The sequence below is a fragment of the Vibrio marisflavi CECT 7928 genome (assembly GCF_921294215.1).
Taxonomy (GTDB): Bacteria; Pseudomonadota; Gammaproteobacteria; order Enterobacterales; family Vibrionaceae; genus Vibrio; species Vibrio marisflavi.
In genome coordinates this window covers 522,414-537,961 of record NZ_CAKLDM010000002.1, presented here as the reverse complement: position 1 = coordinate 537,961, position 15,548 = coordinate 522,414, and the positions used below count along the sequence as shown (strand labels likewise).

At 43.0% G+C, this 15,548-nt stretch carries 15 protein-coding genes; 6 read left to right on the top strand and 9 right to left on the bottom strand.

Annotated elements, in window-relative coordinates; all coding sequences use genetic code 11:
• Positions 1 to 82 precede the first annotated feature (82 nt).
• Complete coding sequence (gene yegD / locus L7A31_RS09225; protein WP_237361222.1) at positions 83 to 1,435, top strand: molecular chaperone; 1,353 nt, start codon at positions 83 to 85, stop codon at positions 1,433 to 1,435.
• An 87-nt stretch (positions 1,436 to 1,522) separates the two neighbouring features.
• Complete coding sequence (locus tag L7A31_RS09220; RefSeq protein WP_237361221.1) at positions 1,523 to 1,693, top strand: hypothetical protein; 171 nt, start codon at positions 1,523 to 1,525, stop codon at positions 1,691 to 1,693.
• A 72-nt stretch (positions 1,694 to 1,765) separates the two neighbouring features.
• Here the strand turns inward: L7A31_RS09220 and rsgA are convergent, their stop codons facing one another.
• From rsgA to L7A31_RS09200, 4 genes are all read right to left on the bottom strand, one after another.
• Positions 1,766 to 2,806, bottom strand: coding sequence for a ribosome small subunit-dependent GTPase A (rsgA, locus tag L7A31_RS09215; RefSeq protein ID WP_237361220.1), 1,041 nt, complete (start codon positions 2,804 to 2,806; stop codon positions 1,766 to 1,768).
• Positions 2,807 to 3,030: 224 nt separating this feature from the next.
• Positions 3,031 to 4,902 (bottom strand): methyl-accepting chemotaxis protein, encoded by a 1,872-nt coding sequence (locus L7A31_RS09210; RefSeq protein WP_237361219.1) that lies wholly within the window; start codon positions 4,900 to 4,902, stop codon positions 3,031 to 3,033.
• Positions 4,903 to 5,168: 266 nt separating this feature from the next.
• Entirely contained in the window at positions 5,169 to 6,233 is a 1,065-nt protein-coding gene (locus tag L7A31_RS09205) for an AI-2E family transporter (protein WP_237361218.1), read from the bottom strand.
• 25 nt (positions 6,234 to 6,258) lie between these two features.
• On the bottom strand, positions 6,259 to 6,492 hold the full coding sequence (locus L7A31_RS09200; RefSeq protein WP_237361217.1) for a sulfurtransferase TusA family protein: 234 nt from the start codon (positions 6,490 to 6,492) through the stop codon (positions 6,259 to 6,261).
• 198 nt (positions 6,493 to 6,690) lie between these two features.
• Between L7A31_RS09200 and bepA the strand changes: the two genes are divergently transcribed.
• The 4 genes from bepA to L7A31_RS09180 are packed head-to-tail and all read left to right on the top strand — an operon-like array spanning position 6,691 to position 9,500.
• Entirely contained in the window at positions 6,691 to 8,145 is a 1,455-nt protein-coding gene (gene bepA, locus L7A31_RS09195; protein WP_237361216.1) for a beta-barrel assembly-enhancing protease, read from the top strand.
• A gap of 16 nt (positions 8,146 to 8,161) precedes the next feature.
• A complete protein-coding gene (gene arsC, locus L7A31_RS09190) occupies positions 8,162 to 8,506 on the top strand; it encodes an arsenate reductase (glutaredoxin) (RefSeq protein ID WP_237361215.1) in 345 nt (114 codons plus the stop codon).
• A complete protein-coding gene (wrbA, locus tag L7A31_RS09185) occupies positions 8,503 to 9,078 on the top strand; it encodes an NAD(P)H:quinone oxidoreductase (protein ID WP_237361214.1) in 576 nt (191 codons plus the stop codon). Before arsC ends, wrbA begins: the two co-directional genes overlap by 4 nt.
• A 2-nt stretch (positions 9,079 to 9,080) precedes the next feature.
• Complete coding sequence (locus L7A31_RS09180) at positions 9,081 to 9,500, top strand: DUF2069 domain-containing protein (RefSeq protein WP_237361213.1); 420 nt, start codon at positions 9,081 to 9,083, stop codon at positions 9,498 to 9,500.
• Positions 9,501 to 9,589: 89 nt separating this feature from the next.
• Here L7A31_RS09180 and L7A31_RS09175 read toward each other — a convergent pair whose 3' ends face one another.
• The 5 genes from L7A31_RS09175 to fliD all read right to left on the bottom strand — a co-directional run bounded on the left by L7A31_RS09175 (position 9,590) and on the right by fliD (position 15,544).
• Complete coding sequence (locus tag L7A31_RS09175) at positions 9,590 to 10,846, bottom strand: DUF2066 domain-containing protein (protein ID WP_237361212.1); 1,257 nt, start codon at positions 10,844 to 10,846, stop codon at positions 9,590 to 9,592.
• A 281-nt stretch (positions 10,847 to 11,127) separates the two neighbouring features.
• Positions 11,128 to 12,600, bottom strand: coding sequence for a sigma-54 dependent transcriptional regulator (locus L7A31_RS09170; RefSeq protein ID WP_237361211.1), 1,473 nt, complete (start codon positions 12,598 to 12,600; stop codon positions 11,128 to 11,130).
• A gap of 213 nt (positions 12,601 to 12,813) precedes the next feature.
• Positions 12,814 to 13,224, bottom strand: coding sequence for a flagellar export chaperone FliS (gene fliS / locus L7A31_RS09165; protein ID WP_237361210.1), 411 nt, complete (start codon positions 13,222 to 13,224; stop codon positions 12,814 to 12,816).
• A gap of 13 nt (positions 13,225 to 13,237) precedes the next feature.
• Positions 13,238 to 13,543: a flagellar protein FliT gene (locus L7A31_RS09160; protein WP_237361209.1), complete on the bottom strand. Its 306-nt coding sequence runs from the start codon at positions 13,541 to 13,543 to the stop codon at positions 13,238 to 13,240.
• Between the two features lie 3 nt (positions 13,544 to 13,546).
• Positions 13,547 to 15,544 (bottom strand): flagellar filament capping protein FliD, encoded by a 1,998-nt coding sequence (gene fliD, locus L7A31_RS09155; RefSeq protein WP_237361208.1) that lies wholly within the window; start codon positions 15,542 to 15,544, stop codon positions 13,547 to 13,549.
• Between the last annotated feature and the right edge of the window lie 4 nt (positions 15,545 to 15,548).

Sequence of the window (15,548 nt, the reverse complement as noted above, 5' to 3'; positions counted from 1 at the left end):
TCCTCCTTCGAGCTCTCCCTCTTGCCATTCACTTCAATTTCATTAGAATACTCCGCCCGTTTTTCAGTGAGATAGGTGAGTGATGTTTATTGGGTTCGACTATGGTACTGCAAGCTGTTCAGTGGCTACGATGCAAGGCAATACACCTCAAATGGTGCCGCTTGAAGGCGATAACTACTTCATTCCTTCGACATTATGTGCACCTACAAGAGAGTCGGTCAGCGAATACCTTTATCGTTTTTTTAATGTATCACCCACAGACAAGCTGGGTGAGCAGTTATTGCGTAGTGCAATTGCTGCCAATCGTCACGAAGGCATGGAACTTGAACATGACGATCTTATCTTTGGCCAGGCAGCGCTCGAGCGATACCTCGACGATCCCGAATACGTGTACTACATCAAATCGCCCAAGTCTTTTCTTGGAGCCAATGGGCTAAGAGATTTGCAGATCCGTTTTTTTGAAGACTTGGTCTGCTCGATGATGGTCAATATAAAACAAAAAGCCGAATCTCACCTAGAGCAGCAAGTTACTCAAACCGTAATTGGTCGTCCGGTTAACTTTCAAGGCTTAGGAGGAGAACAAGCGAACCAACAAGCAGAATCTATTCTTAAAAACGCCGCGAAAAGAGCCGGGTTTGTGGACATTGCTTTTCAATTTGAGCCCGTTGCAGCAGGTCTTGATTATGAGAGTCAACTCACCGAAGACAAAACGGTTTTGGTTGTGGATATTGGCGGCGGAACAACCGACTGCTCATTAATGAGAATGGGACCAAGCTACCGTACTCAGACCAATCGAAAAGATAGTCTGCTTTCTCATAGTGGTTATCGTGTGGGTGGAAATGACCTGGATATTTACCTTGCATTTGAAAGGGTGATGCCATCTCTAGGCAGAGGCTCAAAAATGCTAAACGGTATTTACATGCCACAAGTGCAGTTTTGGAATCCGATTGCCATCAATAACGTTGCTGCCCAGACCGATTTTTATATGGCTAGCAATCTGAAAGTGCTAGAGCAACTAAAAAGCGAGGCTGAAAATCCAGAGCTAATTGACCGCTTACTTACTGTCCATGAGCAGACATTAGGTTATCAAATCGTCAGACATGCAGAAGAAACAAAAATAGCCATGTCTAATCAAGAAAAGTTCAGCTCGATATTGAATCTAGGTGGACAGACTTTAGAAACCAAAATAGACCAAAGCCAGCTTGAAGCCGCTATCAGCAATCCGGTTGCAAAGATTGTCGAATTAATCAGAAGTACGTTAGAGCAAGCAAGTGAAAAGCCTGATGTTATTTATGTTACAGGTGGTAGCGCGCGCTCACCTATTTTACGCTCACAAATTGAAAAAGAGTTACCGGGAGTACCTATTGTCTCAGGCGACTTTTTTGGCTCGGTAACCGCCGGACTTGCCCGCTACGCTCAGCAAGTTTTTTCCTAAAAAACCTTTACATTATATGTGGATGAAATAGAAATTCTCACCATTAAGTTGTAGTGTAGAGATACTACGATATATGAGGATGAAGGTATGTCTGGCGACCAAGGAAAACTCACCATTAATGCTCTGCGAAAACTAGGTGAATCTGATGACCAGTATGTGGTAGAAGAGCTAAATCAATATACTAACCAATTTTACCGATTGCTCTTCGCCAGCTCAATTTTACCTTTAACGTTTTTCGTCCAGTGGTGGGGCAAATAAAACACCTGAATCAAAAAATGATTTGGCGGCCTAAGTCACTCGAACCTAGACCGCCATATATTACCTGCTAGATTAACGCCCCTTAAGTTTATGTGACTCACTCAAGGTACGTTTATAGTACTTACCTAACGCCTTACTTTTTGCACGCTTTTCAGCAAGACTCGCAGAATTCACTTCTTCTTCTCGTAAGAGCTTTAAGTAGCTGTCTAATCGACGTTGATCCAACTCCCCGGAGCTCACTGCATGCCTTACCGCACAGTGCGGCTCGGATTGATGCTGGCAGTTAGCGAAACGGCAGCTTGTCGCACGCTCTTCGATATCGTGAAAAGTGGCTGATAATCCCTCTTTGCAATCTACAAGCTGAAGCTCTCTCATTCCTGGGGTATCTAATATCATACCGCCAGATGGAATAGAGATAAGCGATCGGCTGGTTGTGGTATGACGACCTTTCGCATCATCAGTTCGGATTGCCCCTGTTTCTTGCACTTCATCACCTAGCAACGTATTCACTAGTGTTGATTTACCAACACCAGAAGAACCCAATACCGCAATGGTATTGCCAGATTTCGTCCAGCAGCGGAGATCTTCCAAGCTGTCACTATCTAAGCCGTTAACCACCTCAATACAAAGTAGGTTATCGATGCCTTGTACTTCAGCGCGATAGCTTTCAGGGCTTTCAACTAAATCGGATTTAGTTAAAATAACGACAGGTTCAACATTCGCCTCATTGACCAAAGCCAAATACCTTTCAATACGGTTAAGGTTAAAGTCTTCATTCATTGAACAAACAATAAACGCCGTATCCACATTGGCAGAGATCAGTTGTCGGTCGACTTTGCTTCCAGCCGCTTTTCGCTTAAAGCAAGATTTGCGCTCTAATAGACGCAAAAACGTGCGGTTTTGTTCAAGTAAAACCCAATCACCTACCACCATCTCTGGCATAGAATGTTGCAGTTGCAAATAGTGAACTGAATTGTCTGATGCAACAGTAATCATCGATTTTTGCTGTTCGATAACTCGCGCGGGTATAACCGTTTCCCACTCTTCTAGAGATAACTGTTGTTGAAAAAAAGGATGCCAACCCAAATTGGCAAGAGAATAAGCATTGCTCATCGCAAACCCTTAACATATAACGTTAATTAAAATTAAGGGGGCTTTTGCCCCGGTTTGAATCCGGGCGGTGTGGTCTAATGCTTAGATTAGATGCCCGGCTAGGTTTACTACAATCATCAATATCCTCCTAACCAGTAATTTATTAGCAACGTAAGTCTATTACAGCGGCACAAAATCTCAAAGGGCAAGTTTGTAAATAATGTAACTTGCCCTTTTTAAGCCATCTAAACTGTAAATTGATTCAATATCGCTTCTTGTTCCTTTACATTTTCTCGCTGGGCTTGCATTGCCATGTTAGAACCATCTGCAGAGTCAGCAACTTGGGTGGAAAGGTCTTTAATTTTCACCGTATTGCTATTAATTTCTTCGGCAACGAGACTTTGCTCTTCCGCTGCAGAAGCAATTTGTAGATTCATATCAGTAATTTGCTGAATCGCATCACGAATTTGGCTTAACGCTGTATTTGCAGATTGGGCTCTATCGACTGCCTCAATCGCAGTATTTTTACTCTCATCCATTGCAGAAGATACTGCGCTGGCACCCGCTTGAAGCTGCTCAATCATACTGCGGATCTCTGTGGTAGATTCTTGCGTGCGTTGTGCAAGCGTTCGAACTTCATCAGCAACTACTGCAAATCCTCGACCCGACTCCCCAGCCCTTGCTGCTTCTATCGCAGCGTTCAGTGCTAATAGGTTTGTTTGATCGGCAATATCATTGATAACTTTCAATATGGTTTCAATGTTTGCTGTCGCTGTTTCTAAGCCTTGAACCTCTTCTACTGCTTGATCTATTCTCGCTGACAAGTTATCAATCGAAGTCGTCGTTTCTTCTACAACTCTCGAACCGTCTTCTGTTGCATTATCAGCATTTTGCGCCGCGCTTGCCGCACCTTGCGCATTATTTGCAACTTCTGTAGCTGTGGCTGCCATCTCATTCATCGCTGTAGCCAACTGCTCTAGCTCATACAACTGACTTCTCATTGCCTCGGCTGATTCTTCAGCGCCACGAACTGTAGTATCCGCGCTATGCATTATCTCAGAGCCGATCGCTTTACATTGCGTAATTTGCTGTTGAAGTGTTTCGGTGAAGGTATTGAAGCCTCTCGCCAGTTCAGCGAACTCTGGGTCTGTATTGGTATCCAAGCGTTGGGTTAAATCACCATGCCCAGAAGCTACACCTTTTATCGCTTCATTTAGTGCACCAAGTGGTCTCATCAGGTACTTAATCAAATAGGTAAGAATAGCGATACTCAGAACAACACCAATGACTAAGTAAAATATTGAGCTATTTCTTAGATCTCGAATCGCGGCGAACGCTATCGATTCATCAACAGAGGCTCCAACATACCAGTTTTGAGAAGGTACTTTGATAAACTCAACCATAAGCTCTTGACCGTCTACATGTATGTGCTGAACTCCCTCTTGTATCGACACATCCGGCAAGTATTTAGACATATTCTCGCCGTTAAACTTAGCATCTGGATGAGCAATGGTGGTCCCATCTGCAGTAATAATAAACAGGTAACCGGCGTCAAAAAGGTTAATGCTATTAACTAGCTCGGCTAAACCAGAAAGGTCAACGTCAAAGAACATACTGCCAATAAAGCTGCCCGACTTTTTAACTGGAGCTGCAATGGAAATAATAACTTTCTTAGTCGCCACATCAACATAAGGGGCGGTAACAATCAATTTATCGGCAGATTGAGCATCCTTGTACCAAGGGCGTGAACGGGGATCATAATCAGAGCCAGGGGTCCAAGTATCGTCATTTTCAAGCAGTTTCCCGTCACTTTGGTAGCCTATCCCGGTAGTAATATAGCTACTTTTGAGCTGAGAGGTTTCCAAAACGTTTTTGACATATTGCTGATTATCAGGGTTAAGCTCAATGATTTGAGTGACGGATTGAGCTAAACCTGTCTTGTCTTTCATATCAGCCGTAATGGTGTTTCGTACGCCCTTAATCATCTCCAATAGGCTACTACCCACGATGGATTCAACCTCAGAGCGTACTGTGCTTTGCTGCTGTAAGGATAATAAAGATATCGTTACGAAGAGAAGTAATGCTGACGCTGCAACGATTTTCTGACTAAATTTCATATGTCTTTCCTTCGACTCAATAACTGATGCGATTGATATAGAACTACTAAGTTATCGTCACAAAAAGAAAAAAGTTGAGGCTTTTCTTCCTATTAACCGCGACAAAATACAAAAACTGGTTAGTGCAGTTCTCCTGTAACCAAATGTCATCATTTATATACGTATAACCTAACGTTCAGTATAGTGCGGAAATTAAAAAGGCTCTTTCTTACGAAAGAGCCTTTTGTTGAAAGTTTGACCGCTAACTCTATAAATACCCCAGCCAGTTATTCCGCGATTTCTTCTTCGTTGCTAGGTAAAGCATTCCAGACAGCTTTGACTAACGTTGCCAGTGGAATCGCAAAAAATACGCCCCAGAAACCCCATAACCCGCCAAATACCAGTACTGCAACAATAATCGCTACAGGATGTAGGTTTACAGCTTCAGAAAATAAAATAGGGACAAGAACATTGCCATCTAATGCCTGGACGATACCGTATGCAACTAGCAACCAATAAAACGGTGGCGTAAGGCCCCATTGAGAAAGGCCCACTATGGCTACAGGTAGAGTCACCGCAGCAGCGCCGATATACGGAATGAGCACAGATACCCCAACGGCTACCGCTAGCAAGGCTGAATAACGCAAGTCTAGGAATATAAAGGTCACATAGCTGACACAGCCAACTATCAAGATTTCAAGTACCTTACCGCGAATGTAGTTGGTAATTTGCTCATTCATTTCTATCCAAACTTTAGTCGCGAGTTCTCTATTTCTAGGCAATAAACCACTAGCCATAGATATCATCTCTTGCTTGTCTTTAAGTAAGAAGAACACTAATAGCGGAACCAATATGAGATAGATAGCGAGTGTCGCAATACTCACCAACGATGCTAGCGAGCCTTTAACAACACTTTCCCCAGCGCCAATTACTTGAGACTTGATATTAGTCATCACTGATTCAACTATCTTTAAGTCCGCTAAATCAGGGTACTTTTCCGGTAGTGCTGCGATAAAATGCTGAGTCGCACTATACATATTTGGCACATCATTGACTAAGTTGCCTACCTGCTGCCAGATGGTCGGAACTAAGATGAGTACCGCTAACAACATTAGTCCGGTAAACGCCAAAATAACAAGAACAACGGCTATGGTACGATTAATACCGCAATTAGATAGCTTTGCAACTGGCCACTCTAACAAGTAAGCCAAAACAATCGCTACTAACAGTGGAGCAATCAAATTGCCGAAAAAATAAATAGTGATAAAGCCAAACAAAAGTATGGCTACAAGACTTACGGCATGCGGGTCAGAGAAGCGCCGTTTATACCAACGAACAACCATTTCAAACATTTAATAGAATTCCCTTTAATTCACTTTACCCAGTGAAATCGCGCTTTATATCTTCAATGCGCCAATAACCATCACGCTCAATAGTTTGATAGCTGTAATCGTTATTGATTAAATATCGCTCTATGTCTTTTATAGAGCCCATTTCGATAACATATATTGTAGCAATTTCATTCGCTCGCAATGAGACAAGGTGGCGCTTTGCAAGTAACAAAGCCCTTGGGCAACGCTCCTCTCTCAAATCGAGTAATTGGGGTTTCATTCTTTAATTCGACGTTTATTATAGTGGGAGTATTGTATCGGCTTTTCGGCTACTGACCAGTGTGCATGCTTCATTTGTTGTGTAAAACTGTGTCTTTCCACCGCTTTGGTCTCGATCGATTTTCTAAGTTTATAACAGAACCTCTAACTGTTATCGCTGTCAATACCAATATGATTACATGGAGTAGAATCAAGCAATATGTTCAAACGCTGGCGTTATCTAGTCTATCTAAGTGTTGTTACCGCCGTTGGCATTCCACGCATATCAATCGCTCAAGATCAGCAGCTACCTGATATTGGTACGGCTGCAGCAGGCACACTCACCATTGATCAAGAGAAAATATACGGTGATGCCTATATGAGACTGCTACGTGCGACGAAACCTATAGTTAATGACCCTGTTCTGAACGAGTTCATTAATAATTTGGGTCACCGCCTTGTAGCAAGCGCAAACGACGTCAAAACACCCTTTACCTTTTTTCTGATCCAAAATAAAAGTATTAACGCATTTGCATTTTTTGGCGGACACGTTGCTCTGCACACTGGCCTTTTCCTCCAAGCGACCACAGAAAGTGAACTCGCTTCAGTCATGGCTCATGAAATTGCTCACGTTACTCAGAGACACCTAGCTCGCAGTATGGAAGAGCAGGCGAAAAGAACTCCAGCAACTGTTGCAGCATTAGCTGGCTCCATACTTCTTGCCATCGCAGCGCCCCAAGCCGGAATCGCTGCTATAACAGCAACTACAGCAGGAAATATACAAAGCCAAATCAACTACACTCGTAGCAACGAAATAGAGGCGGATCGTTTTGGGTTAGCAACACTTGAAAGGGCAGGCTTCAATGTCCTTGCCATGCCGACTTTCTTTGGTCGTTTAGCTGATGAGTATCGCTATGCAAGCACTCCTCCTCCAATGCTATTGACCCACCCTCTACCAGATGAACGACTTACCGATACGCGAGAAAGAGCACTCCAGTACCCTAAAAATAAAGTGAAGCCTTCACTAAGTTATTATTTAGCAAGAATGCGGGTGATTGTCCGTTATGTAAACATGGACGCAGAGACAGCGAAAGGCTGGATAGATCGCAACGAACCAAAAGCTCCAAGAGTTCTTGTTCCAGCATTTCAATATGGCCGCGCTCTGGTTTACCTAGACAACAAAAAGCCACAAGAAGCTGAAAAGATCCTACATAGGCTTTATGAGCAATCTCCAACAAATGACTTTTATTTAGATGCTCTTTCCGATGCTTACATTGCTTTAAAAACACCAGAAAAAGCGCAAGTGATGCTAGAGAAAGCGCTACAGATAAAGTCTAATAACAAAGTTTTGACCGTTAACCTTGCGAATGTCTATATAAAAGAGAACAAGTTTGAAACTGCCATTCGTTTGTTGCAACGCTATACCCATGACAACCCCGAAGATACCGTTGGATGGCAATTGTTAATTGAGGCGAGTGCCAAGTCTGGCAAACGAGCAGAAGAACTCGCAGCTCAAGGAGAGCTGTTGGCTCTGCGTGCAAATTGGGATAAAGCTATTCAGCGTTATACTGACGCGAGTAAACTCGCTAAACTGGGCAGTCTCGCTCAAGCTCGATACGATGCTCGAATCGATCAACTCATCGTACAAAGAAATAAATTCAACGCATTAAAATAACTATTAGGAGAACTCAATGTCCGTCGTCATTTATCATAACCCTCGCTGTTCAAAAAGCCGTCAAACTCTCGCATTGCTTGAAGAAAAAGGTATTGAACCAGAAGTTGTTAAGTATCTAGATACACCACCTTCTGTAGAACAACTAAAAACGCTTTATACACAACTTGGGGCTTCATCTGTTAGAGATATGATTCGAGTGAAAGAGGATATCTATAAAGAGCTAAAGCTTAATGAAGCTAACGATGAGGAGCTATTTAAGGCGATGTCTGACAATCCAAAGTTAATTGAGCGCCCTATTGTTGTTGCTAACGGTAAAGCCAAACACGGTCGCCCTCCAGAGCAAGTGTTAGACATCCTATGAGTTGCAACGTCTTAGTGTTGTACTACAGCCGACATGGTAGTACTAAGACTTTAGCTCGCCATATCGCGAGGGGGATAGAGTCAATAGAAGGCTGCGAAGCAACCCTAAGAACCGTGGCAGAAATCGAAGACAGTGTAAGTCAATCCAGCGATCCTATCTTGTCAGTACAAGAGTTGGGCAAGTTTGATGGATTGGCGATGGGAAGTCCTGTTTGGTTTGGCAACATGGCAGGGCCACTCAAACACTTTTGGGATCAAACAACCACGCTCTGGGTTAGTGGTGATCTAATAGGTAAACCGGCCTGTTTATTTTCTTCTTCTTCAAGCTTACATGGCGGACAAGAGACTATCTTACAATCCATGATGCTGCCGCTTTTGCATCACGGAATGCTCATCATGGGGATCCCCTATTCTGAATCAGCTCTTCACACGACTAATAGTGGCGGAACACCTTACGGTGCCACGAGCTCTTCGCAGGGAAAAAACAGCTTAACCAAAGAAGAAAGCACACTAGCCATCGAGCTAGGGAAAAGGTTGGCCGAGACCGCTTTAAAACTTAAGGAAAAACATTAAGCATGGATATGGCTCCAAAAACAAAACAGTACCGAGTATTGGCTCTATGTGGCAACGTGCTTTTATTGGTATGGGTGGCATTGTGGCAAATCTATTTATCACCTCATGTTCACGTAAATAGTATCAGCGTTGCAATAGCTTGGTGCTTACCACTTTTATTGCCACTTCATGGAATCGTGATGGGTAAGCCCTACACTCATGCTTGGGCCAACTTCATTTTGATGCTGTATTTTTTGCACTCACTTACTATTCTATACATCGATCAAGGGGAACGCTGGCTAGCAGCTGTTGAGTTACTGTTTACCTTAATGGCTTTCGTGGGCAATACGCTATATGCCCGCTCAAGAGGTAAGGAACTAGGTTTGAAACTAAAAAAGCTTTCTGAAGTGGAAAAAATAGAAAAGAAACAGTTCGGCAATTAAACCTTTGCCCCAACGATTAGAGAGCATCATAAAAAAACAGTCAGCAAATAACCTTATCTGCTGACTGTTTTTATTTTATCTTGCTAATTTTAATTTTGCCATTTATACGCTAACACTCGGTTAACTGGCTGAACAGGCACAACGGAGCCGTCATTGCTTAGGGCTTTTTCTGTTGAGTCTGCCGTCGTATCTACAACGTACTGATTGTCGGACAATTCGCTAGATGATGAATTCTGAGTATCAATTTGGGAGCTACTTTCTCCACCTGTTGATGCCGGTGAAGCAGGATCTACCGATACTGGGCTGTTTGGATCTAGAGAGCCATCGGCTGGCTGCTGTAAGTCGTCAGCGTCAATTTTTGTTACCCCACCCATTCGAGATACTTCTTGCTCAAAACTGTCGACAGGTGCTAACAAATGAACTCTAAACATCACTGTAGTACCTTGAATGCTCAATACATCCAACGATGCCACTGAGGTTAGACCTTTCAGTTTTTCTTCTAACTTAAAGAAGTCTTGCGCTGTATTGATATTGGTAAACTGCGTTTTAACTGATTCAGAAGATTCGCTCGCGATAACTACGCCGCTTTTCTTCGCGTAATAATTGCTTATCTCGTTCACCATCTGTGTACCAGCGTCATCACCCGAGTCACTACCAGTCACTGGCACTGCTGTGGTATCAATCATTGATGCAGGTTTTTGGTCATACAGCGTCCAAGATAATCGACCACCTTGTTCAACTTTAACGACAAGAACGGCATCTGCTGGGTAACGTTGACTTGCCTTGCTCATAGGGATAACAAATCCACCCCAAAAGTCCGAAGCTGACGTTCCAGTTATATCGTCAAAGTCACCGACTGGAACGGTTAACGGTAAGCCTCTTTGCTGCGCTGTTTCACGAATTTCTTTCAGTACTGGTGAGTTCGAATGTTCCCAATCAATTTGACGTTCATAACCATTATCTTCAATAACCCACAACAAAATATTGGGCCGCATAGAAGGCCAGAATGGTAACTGAGCTTGAGTCAGCAATGAGCGAATTTGAGGAGCACCAAACATCATATCAAGATAAGTATTTTGGTCTTCTGTCGAATAACTGATTTGCGTGATATACCTTGAGCTATTATTCAGAGCCTTGGCAATAATTTCGTTGCTAGCCGCATTTGGATCGCCTGACGCCCTAATTATGACATTTTTCATTCCTTGCACACGGGCATTGGAATCAGCGACTTTGGCATCCTTCGCATCTTTACCCAACAAAACCTGAGAGCTGTACAAGTCTACTTTGGTTAGCGCGTAGGCGGGTAGCGCTAGTAACATCATCACCAATAAAACTAAATTACGCATGTTTATCCTATATAGTTCATTGCGAGTTGTGATAATAAGCAACTATCTAGAGCCGGGCAAGACAAGCACTTCATGATACGGTTAGAATTAACAGTAAGTTATGAAAAATTAACTCTACTCTAATTAACGTGTAAAAGAGGCTGAAGTCCCACTGCTAGATCAATTACTCATATATCTAAACAAGTGAAGAGCTGCAGCTCCACTCGCTTAGGTATATGATTGCTGTTGTTTATATCAGCATAGGATAAACTGAGCCTATCTGCGATATTCGCCTCAAGAAACTAGCGCTGTAGGTTGTATTTACGCATCTTCTCTACTAGGGTCGTCCTGCGCATACCCAACATATCTGCCGCTCTGGCAACAACTCCACTTTGCAAATCAAGAGCTTGATTGATGAGGTTGATCTCTAAATCAGCCAATGTTTCTTTTAGGTTAATTCCTTCTGGAGGAAGTGCTTGAGGGAGGTGTGAGCCATTAATTGGAGCTGGCTCTTCCTCTGCTTCAAATTGAAAGTTTTCGGAAAAGACTTCCGCTAGTGTCTCGCGTTCAAGCTCTTCTATCGATTGCTGAGAGTGATATTCAGGCTGAAACTCTGGTATGTCACTATATCGATATTTGGATGGAAGATGATTCACATCAACCAACTTATCTGGATATAAGATGATCATTCTCTCGATTAAGTTTGCAAGCTCACGAACATTACCTGGCCAACTGTGTTCCATCAGTGAGTTGACTGCTCGTGGACTAAAGCATATCGGCCTACCTCCTTCGGACTCCAACCTGACCATCAGCTCTCTAAGCAGCAACGGGATATCTTCTTTACGATCTCTAAGTGCTGGCATTTCGATAGGGAAAACATTCAGGCGATAGTAAAGATCCTCGCGAAAATCACCTTCACTAATCATTTTTTCTAAATCACGATGCGTTGCGGCCACAACCCGCACATCCACTTGAATCGTTGTGTTGCCACCAACTCGTTCAAAGCTTCGTTCTTGCAATACCCGTAGTAGTTTAACTTGCATTGGCATTGGCATATCACCAATCTCATCAAGGAAAATTGTACCTCCTTGAGCTAGCTCAAAGCGGCCTTTACGGGCTGTTATTGCACCTGTGAAGGCTCCTTTTTCATGACCAAACAATTCACTTTCTAGAAGTTCTGGAGGAATTGCACCGCAATTTATTGGTACAAATGGGCCCTTATTACGGGTTGAGTGGTAGTGAATGTTTCTCGCAACGACTTCTTTGCCTGTACCAGACTCACCAAGGATAAGTACATTTGCGTCTGTTGACGCGACTTGTTCAATGAGGTGACGGACTTCTCGAATATCCGGGCTTTGCCCGACAAGGCTTCTAAATAGTGAACTGTCACGACGAGATGATTCGACGTTAACACCCTTGCGACCAAGGAAGTCTTTACAGTAACGTAGTGCTTCACTAAGTTGCGGGTAATTAAGGGGGTATTCTAACTCTCCGACGAAGTGTGGAAAGTTATCGAAAGAGTAAGAATGTTTTCCTGCACTTAACAATGGAATGTGATTTGAAGCCGAGAGTTTTTCCTTCAATTCTGGAGTAAGCTTGCCTCCATCTAAAGAACCAATGATACAACCGGACCAGATTTTGGACCAATCTAAATCGTTCAGTTGGTTGGATGAGATTATCTCACACTGCTCTCCAACAAATTCTAATATGTTACCCAGATTGATACGCTCTTGAGCGTTATCTTCAACCACGAGTAGTTTTGCTAAACCTTGCATACGGAAGAATGACTGCCTTCATCTGAAATTCTGTGGCTGCAAAAATGCTTTATTGATTCAACGAAAAATAGAATCACCCCCTAAAAAGGCAGCTTTTTATATTAGCCCAAAATGACCACTAGTCCTGTTAGTTACTAATATTCTATTTGATAAAAAAAATAAGGCAACCAAGCAATTATGCTATGTGACATTTGTTAAAACTATCATAGCTACTTAAGCGTTAACATCTGAAGCCGTCAAATTATGAAATTCCGCTGGGATTGTGTCCCAAGCTGACTTTATTTCGCGAATAATGTCGATAACGTCGTCTAACGGTTGGGGATCGTTTCTATGATTGGCATCGGCAATCTGGGTAATCATAAACTCATACAGTTGATCGAGATTTTTTGCCACGTCTCCACCGTCATCCATAGATAAGCAACTTCTCAGACTAATAATGATGTCGAGTGCCTTACCTAAACGCTCGCCTTTTGAAGGTATATTCCCTTGTATCATTGCAGCCTTGCCTTGAATCAACCTCTCGATAGCCCCAGCCATTAGCATCTGTACGATTTTATGCGGGGAGGCCGCACTTAGCTGGCTGTCAACGGATACCTTTTTGTATGCCTGTAAAGAACCACGCATAATTTCCCTCTTCCTATAAAAACTTCTTATATTGCTGTACCGATTTACTACCGTGTCGATACTTCTTTAAAGCTTGCCCAAGTTCAGCAGTTTTAGATTGCATCAGTTCTACTACTAATTGTGTCTCAAGAATGACCGATTGCCACTCTTGTTTATCTACACAGTTCGGATCCGCTTTAATCCCTGTAATAACTGTATGCAGTATCTGTTCCCTTATATCGACAAATTCGGCAAGTTCTTCAGTGTTAATTTCATTTTTTGTAATACACAATCTAATTTTTTTATTGATATCACATATTTGCTCAAGTTCAGGCTTCATTTATTAGCCACCTAACGCATTCATCATTCCAGCAAGTTGAGACTGCATTTTGCCCGTAGCGTCCTGCATAGCGACAAATTTTGCATGGGTACGCTTTTCTAAACTGTCCATTCTTCTATCAAGTGCCGCCTGATCATCACCTAGTCGGCGATTGCTTTCTGTTAAGCTTTTTTCGCGGGTACGAATAGCACCAGTTACCCCAGTCATTTGTTGAATTGTATCTTCAACTCGCTTAGCAAATCCTTTATTTCCACCAAAGAATTCAGATAACTTATTAAAATTATTGTTAACTTGTTTATCCAGCAATTTGTAATTAATTTCTAATGTGCCCTGCCTAGTGGTGGTAATACCAAACTCCGTTAAGGTTTTTAGATTTTCAGGTGCTGGTTCAATATCTGTAGAAAACAGTCTTTTTAGTTTAGCATCAGAACTACGAACCACACTGTCACCAGAAAGTGGCCCAGCCTGCCCCGTTCTAGGATCTACACTACCAAGCTGCTGAGAGAGTTGATAAAATTGATTGTATGCTGCGACAAATTGTTCGATATCATCTCGAACACCTTGCCTATCGTATTCAATATCTATTTCTGAGGGCGCCTTATTCGGTTCGGATTTTCCTTTAAGAGTTAAATCGACACCTTCAATAGCATTTTCAATAATGTTATTTTCACTAGATAGATGCGCCACACCATCCAACACAACTTTAGAATCTTGTGCTGCCTGTACTTCGGTCATGCCTTGATAAGTATCGAATGATTCTTGCGCCGCTTTTAAATCTGCATCTGCCTTATCCACTTTTTCCAGATACGCGCGCTCTTCAGGAGTCAGTCGCGCTCTTTCTTTTTGCTTGGCTTCTTCTGGAGTTATCTCACCAGCAACAACAGCACGCTGTATTTCAGCCTGTTCTTGTGCAAGCTTGTTGTCGAGGATGACTTGAGCCTCTTTCGGCGTCACGTAAGAATCTGTCAACGTGCCTGAAGCAGTGTTCGACCAACCTGGCACATCCGGCGACTTTTCAATCGCTTTGTCGTCGAGCTCTACTTCTGGTTCCCAGTAGGAATCAAGTAATGTTCCTGATGCTGTTTCTGACCAGCCCGGAATTCTATCTTCTGGCTTGAGGCTTTTTGCTGCCTCTGCGGCCGCAGCAGCTGCTGTCACCGCTGCATTCGAAAGCTCACCAGCAGCTTCCCCTGCACCACTTTCAGCTTGAACTGTCTGAGCCACTTGCTGCACTTCTTGTGCTATCTCTTCATCGACTTGTTTTGCCGCATCACTAATCTTGTCGGCAATTTGCTTTGCAAATTCTTTTTCTTTCTCACTTAAAGGACTAATCAACTCCTGAGCATTCGCGCGAGCTTTCTCAAGGTCTTTAACTCGTTCTTCAAGCGTTTTGTACTCAAGCTTTTTAAGTGGATCACCACGTTCGGCTTCAGCACTAATTTTGATCCTGTTTTCTTGACCGGATGTCGTAGAGGCAACAATTAGCCGTGGGCCATCCACATCATTGATGACGGAGGCACGAACACCGGGATTAGATTTGGAGTTGTTTATGTCACGAACGACATCAACAAGCTTGGATTTTGCTTTTACATCAATAGTAAACTGCTGATCACCCATAGAAATCTGCAGCTTACCCGGGCCAAACTTCGCGTTTTCTGGTAACACGTCAGACGCGACTTTGTGACTCTGGGCAAGCTGCAACACATCGATAGCATATCTACCAGCGATTGCTTCAGTGGTTGCCGTAGCAGAAACCACGTTTTCATTCGTGGTTTCTACTTTTCTTGCGGCAAACGCCTTCTCCTGACGAAACTTCATCATGAGATTTTTCATCGTATCCAGCGACTCTCTGAGCCGGCCATAAGCACTAATACTGGCATCATTCTTAGTCTGCTGATCATCAATGCGTTGCTGTTTAGGAACACGCTCCGCATTAACAATCTTACTGACCATAGAATTAATATCCATGCCAGAGTTCATACCCATTGGGCCTAAGCTCATCAAA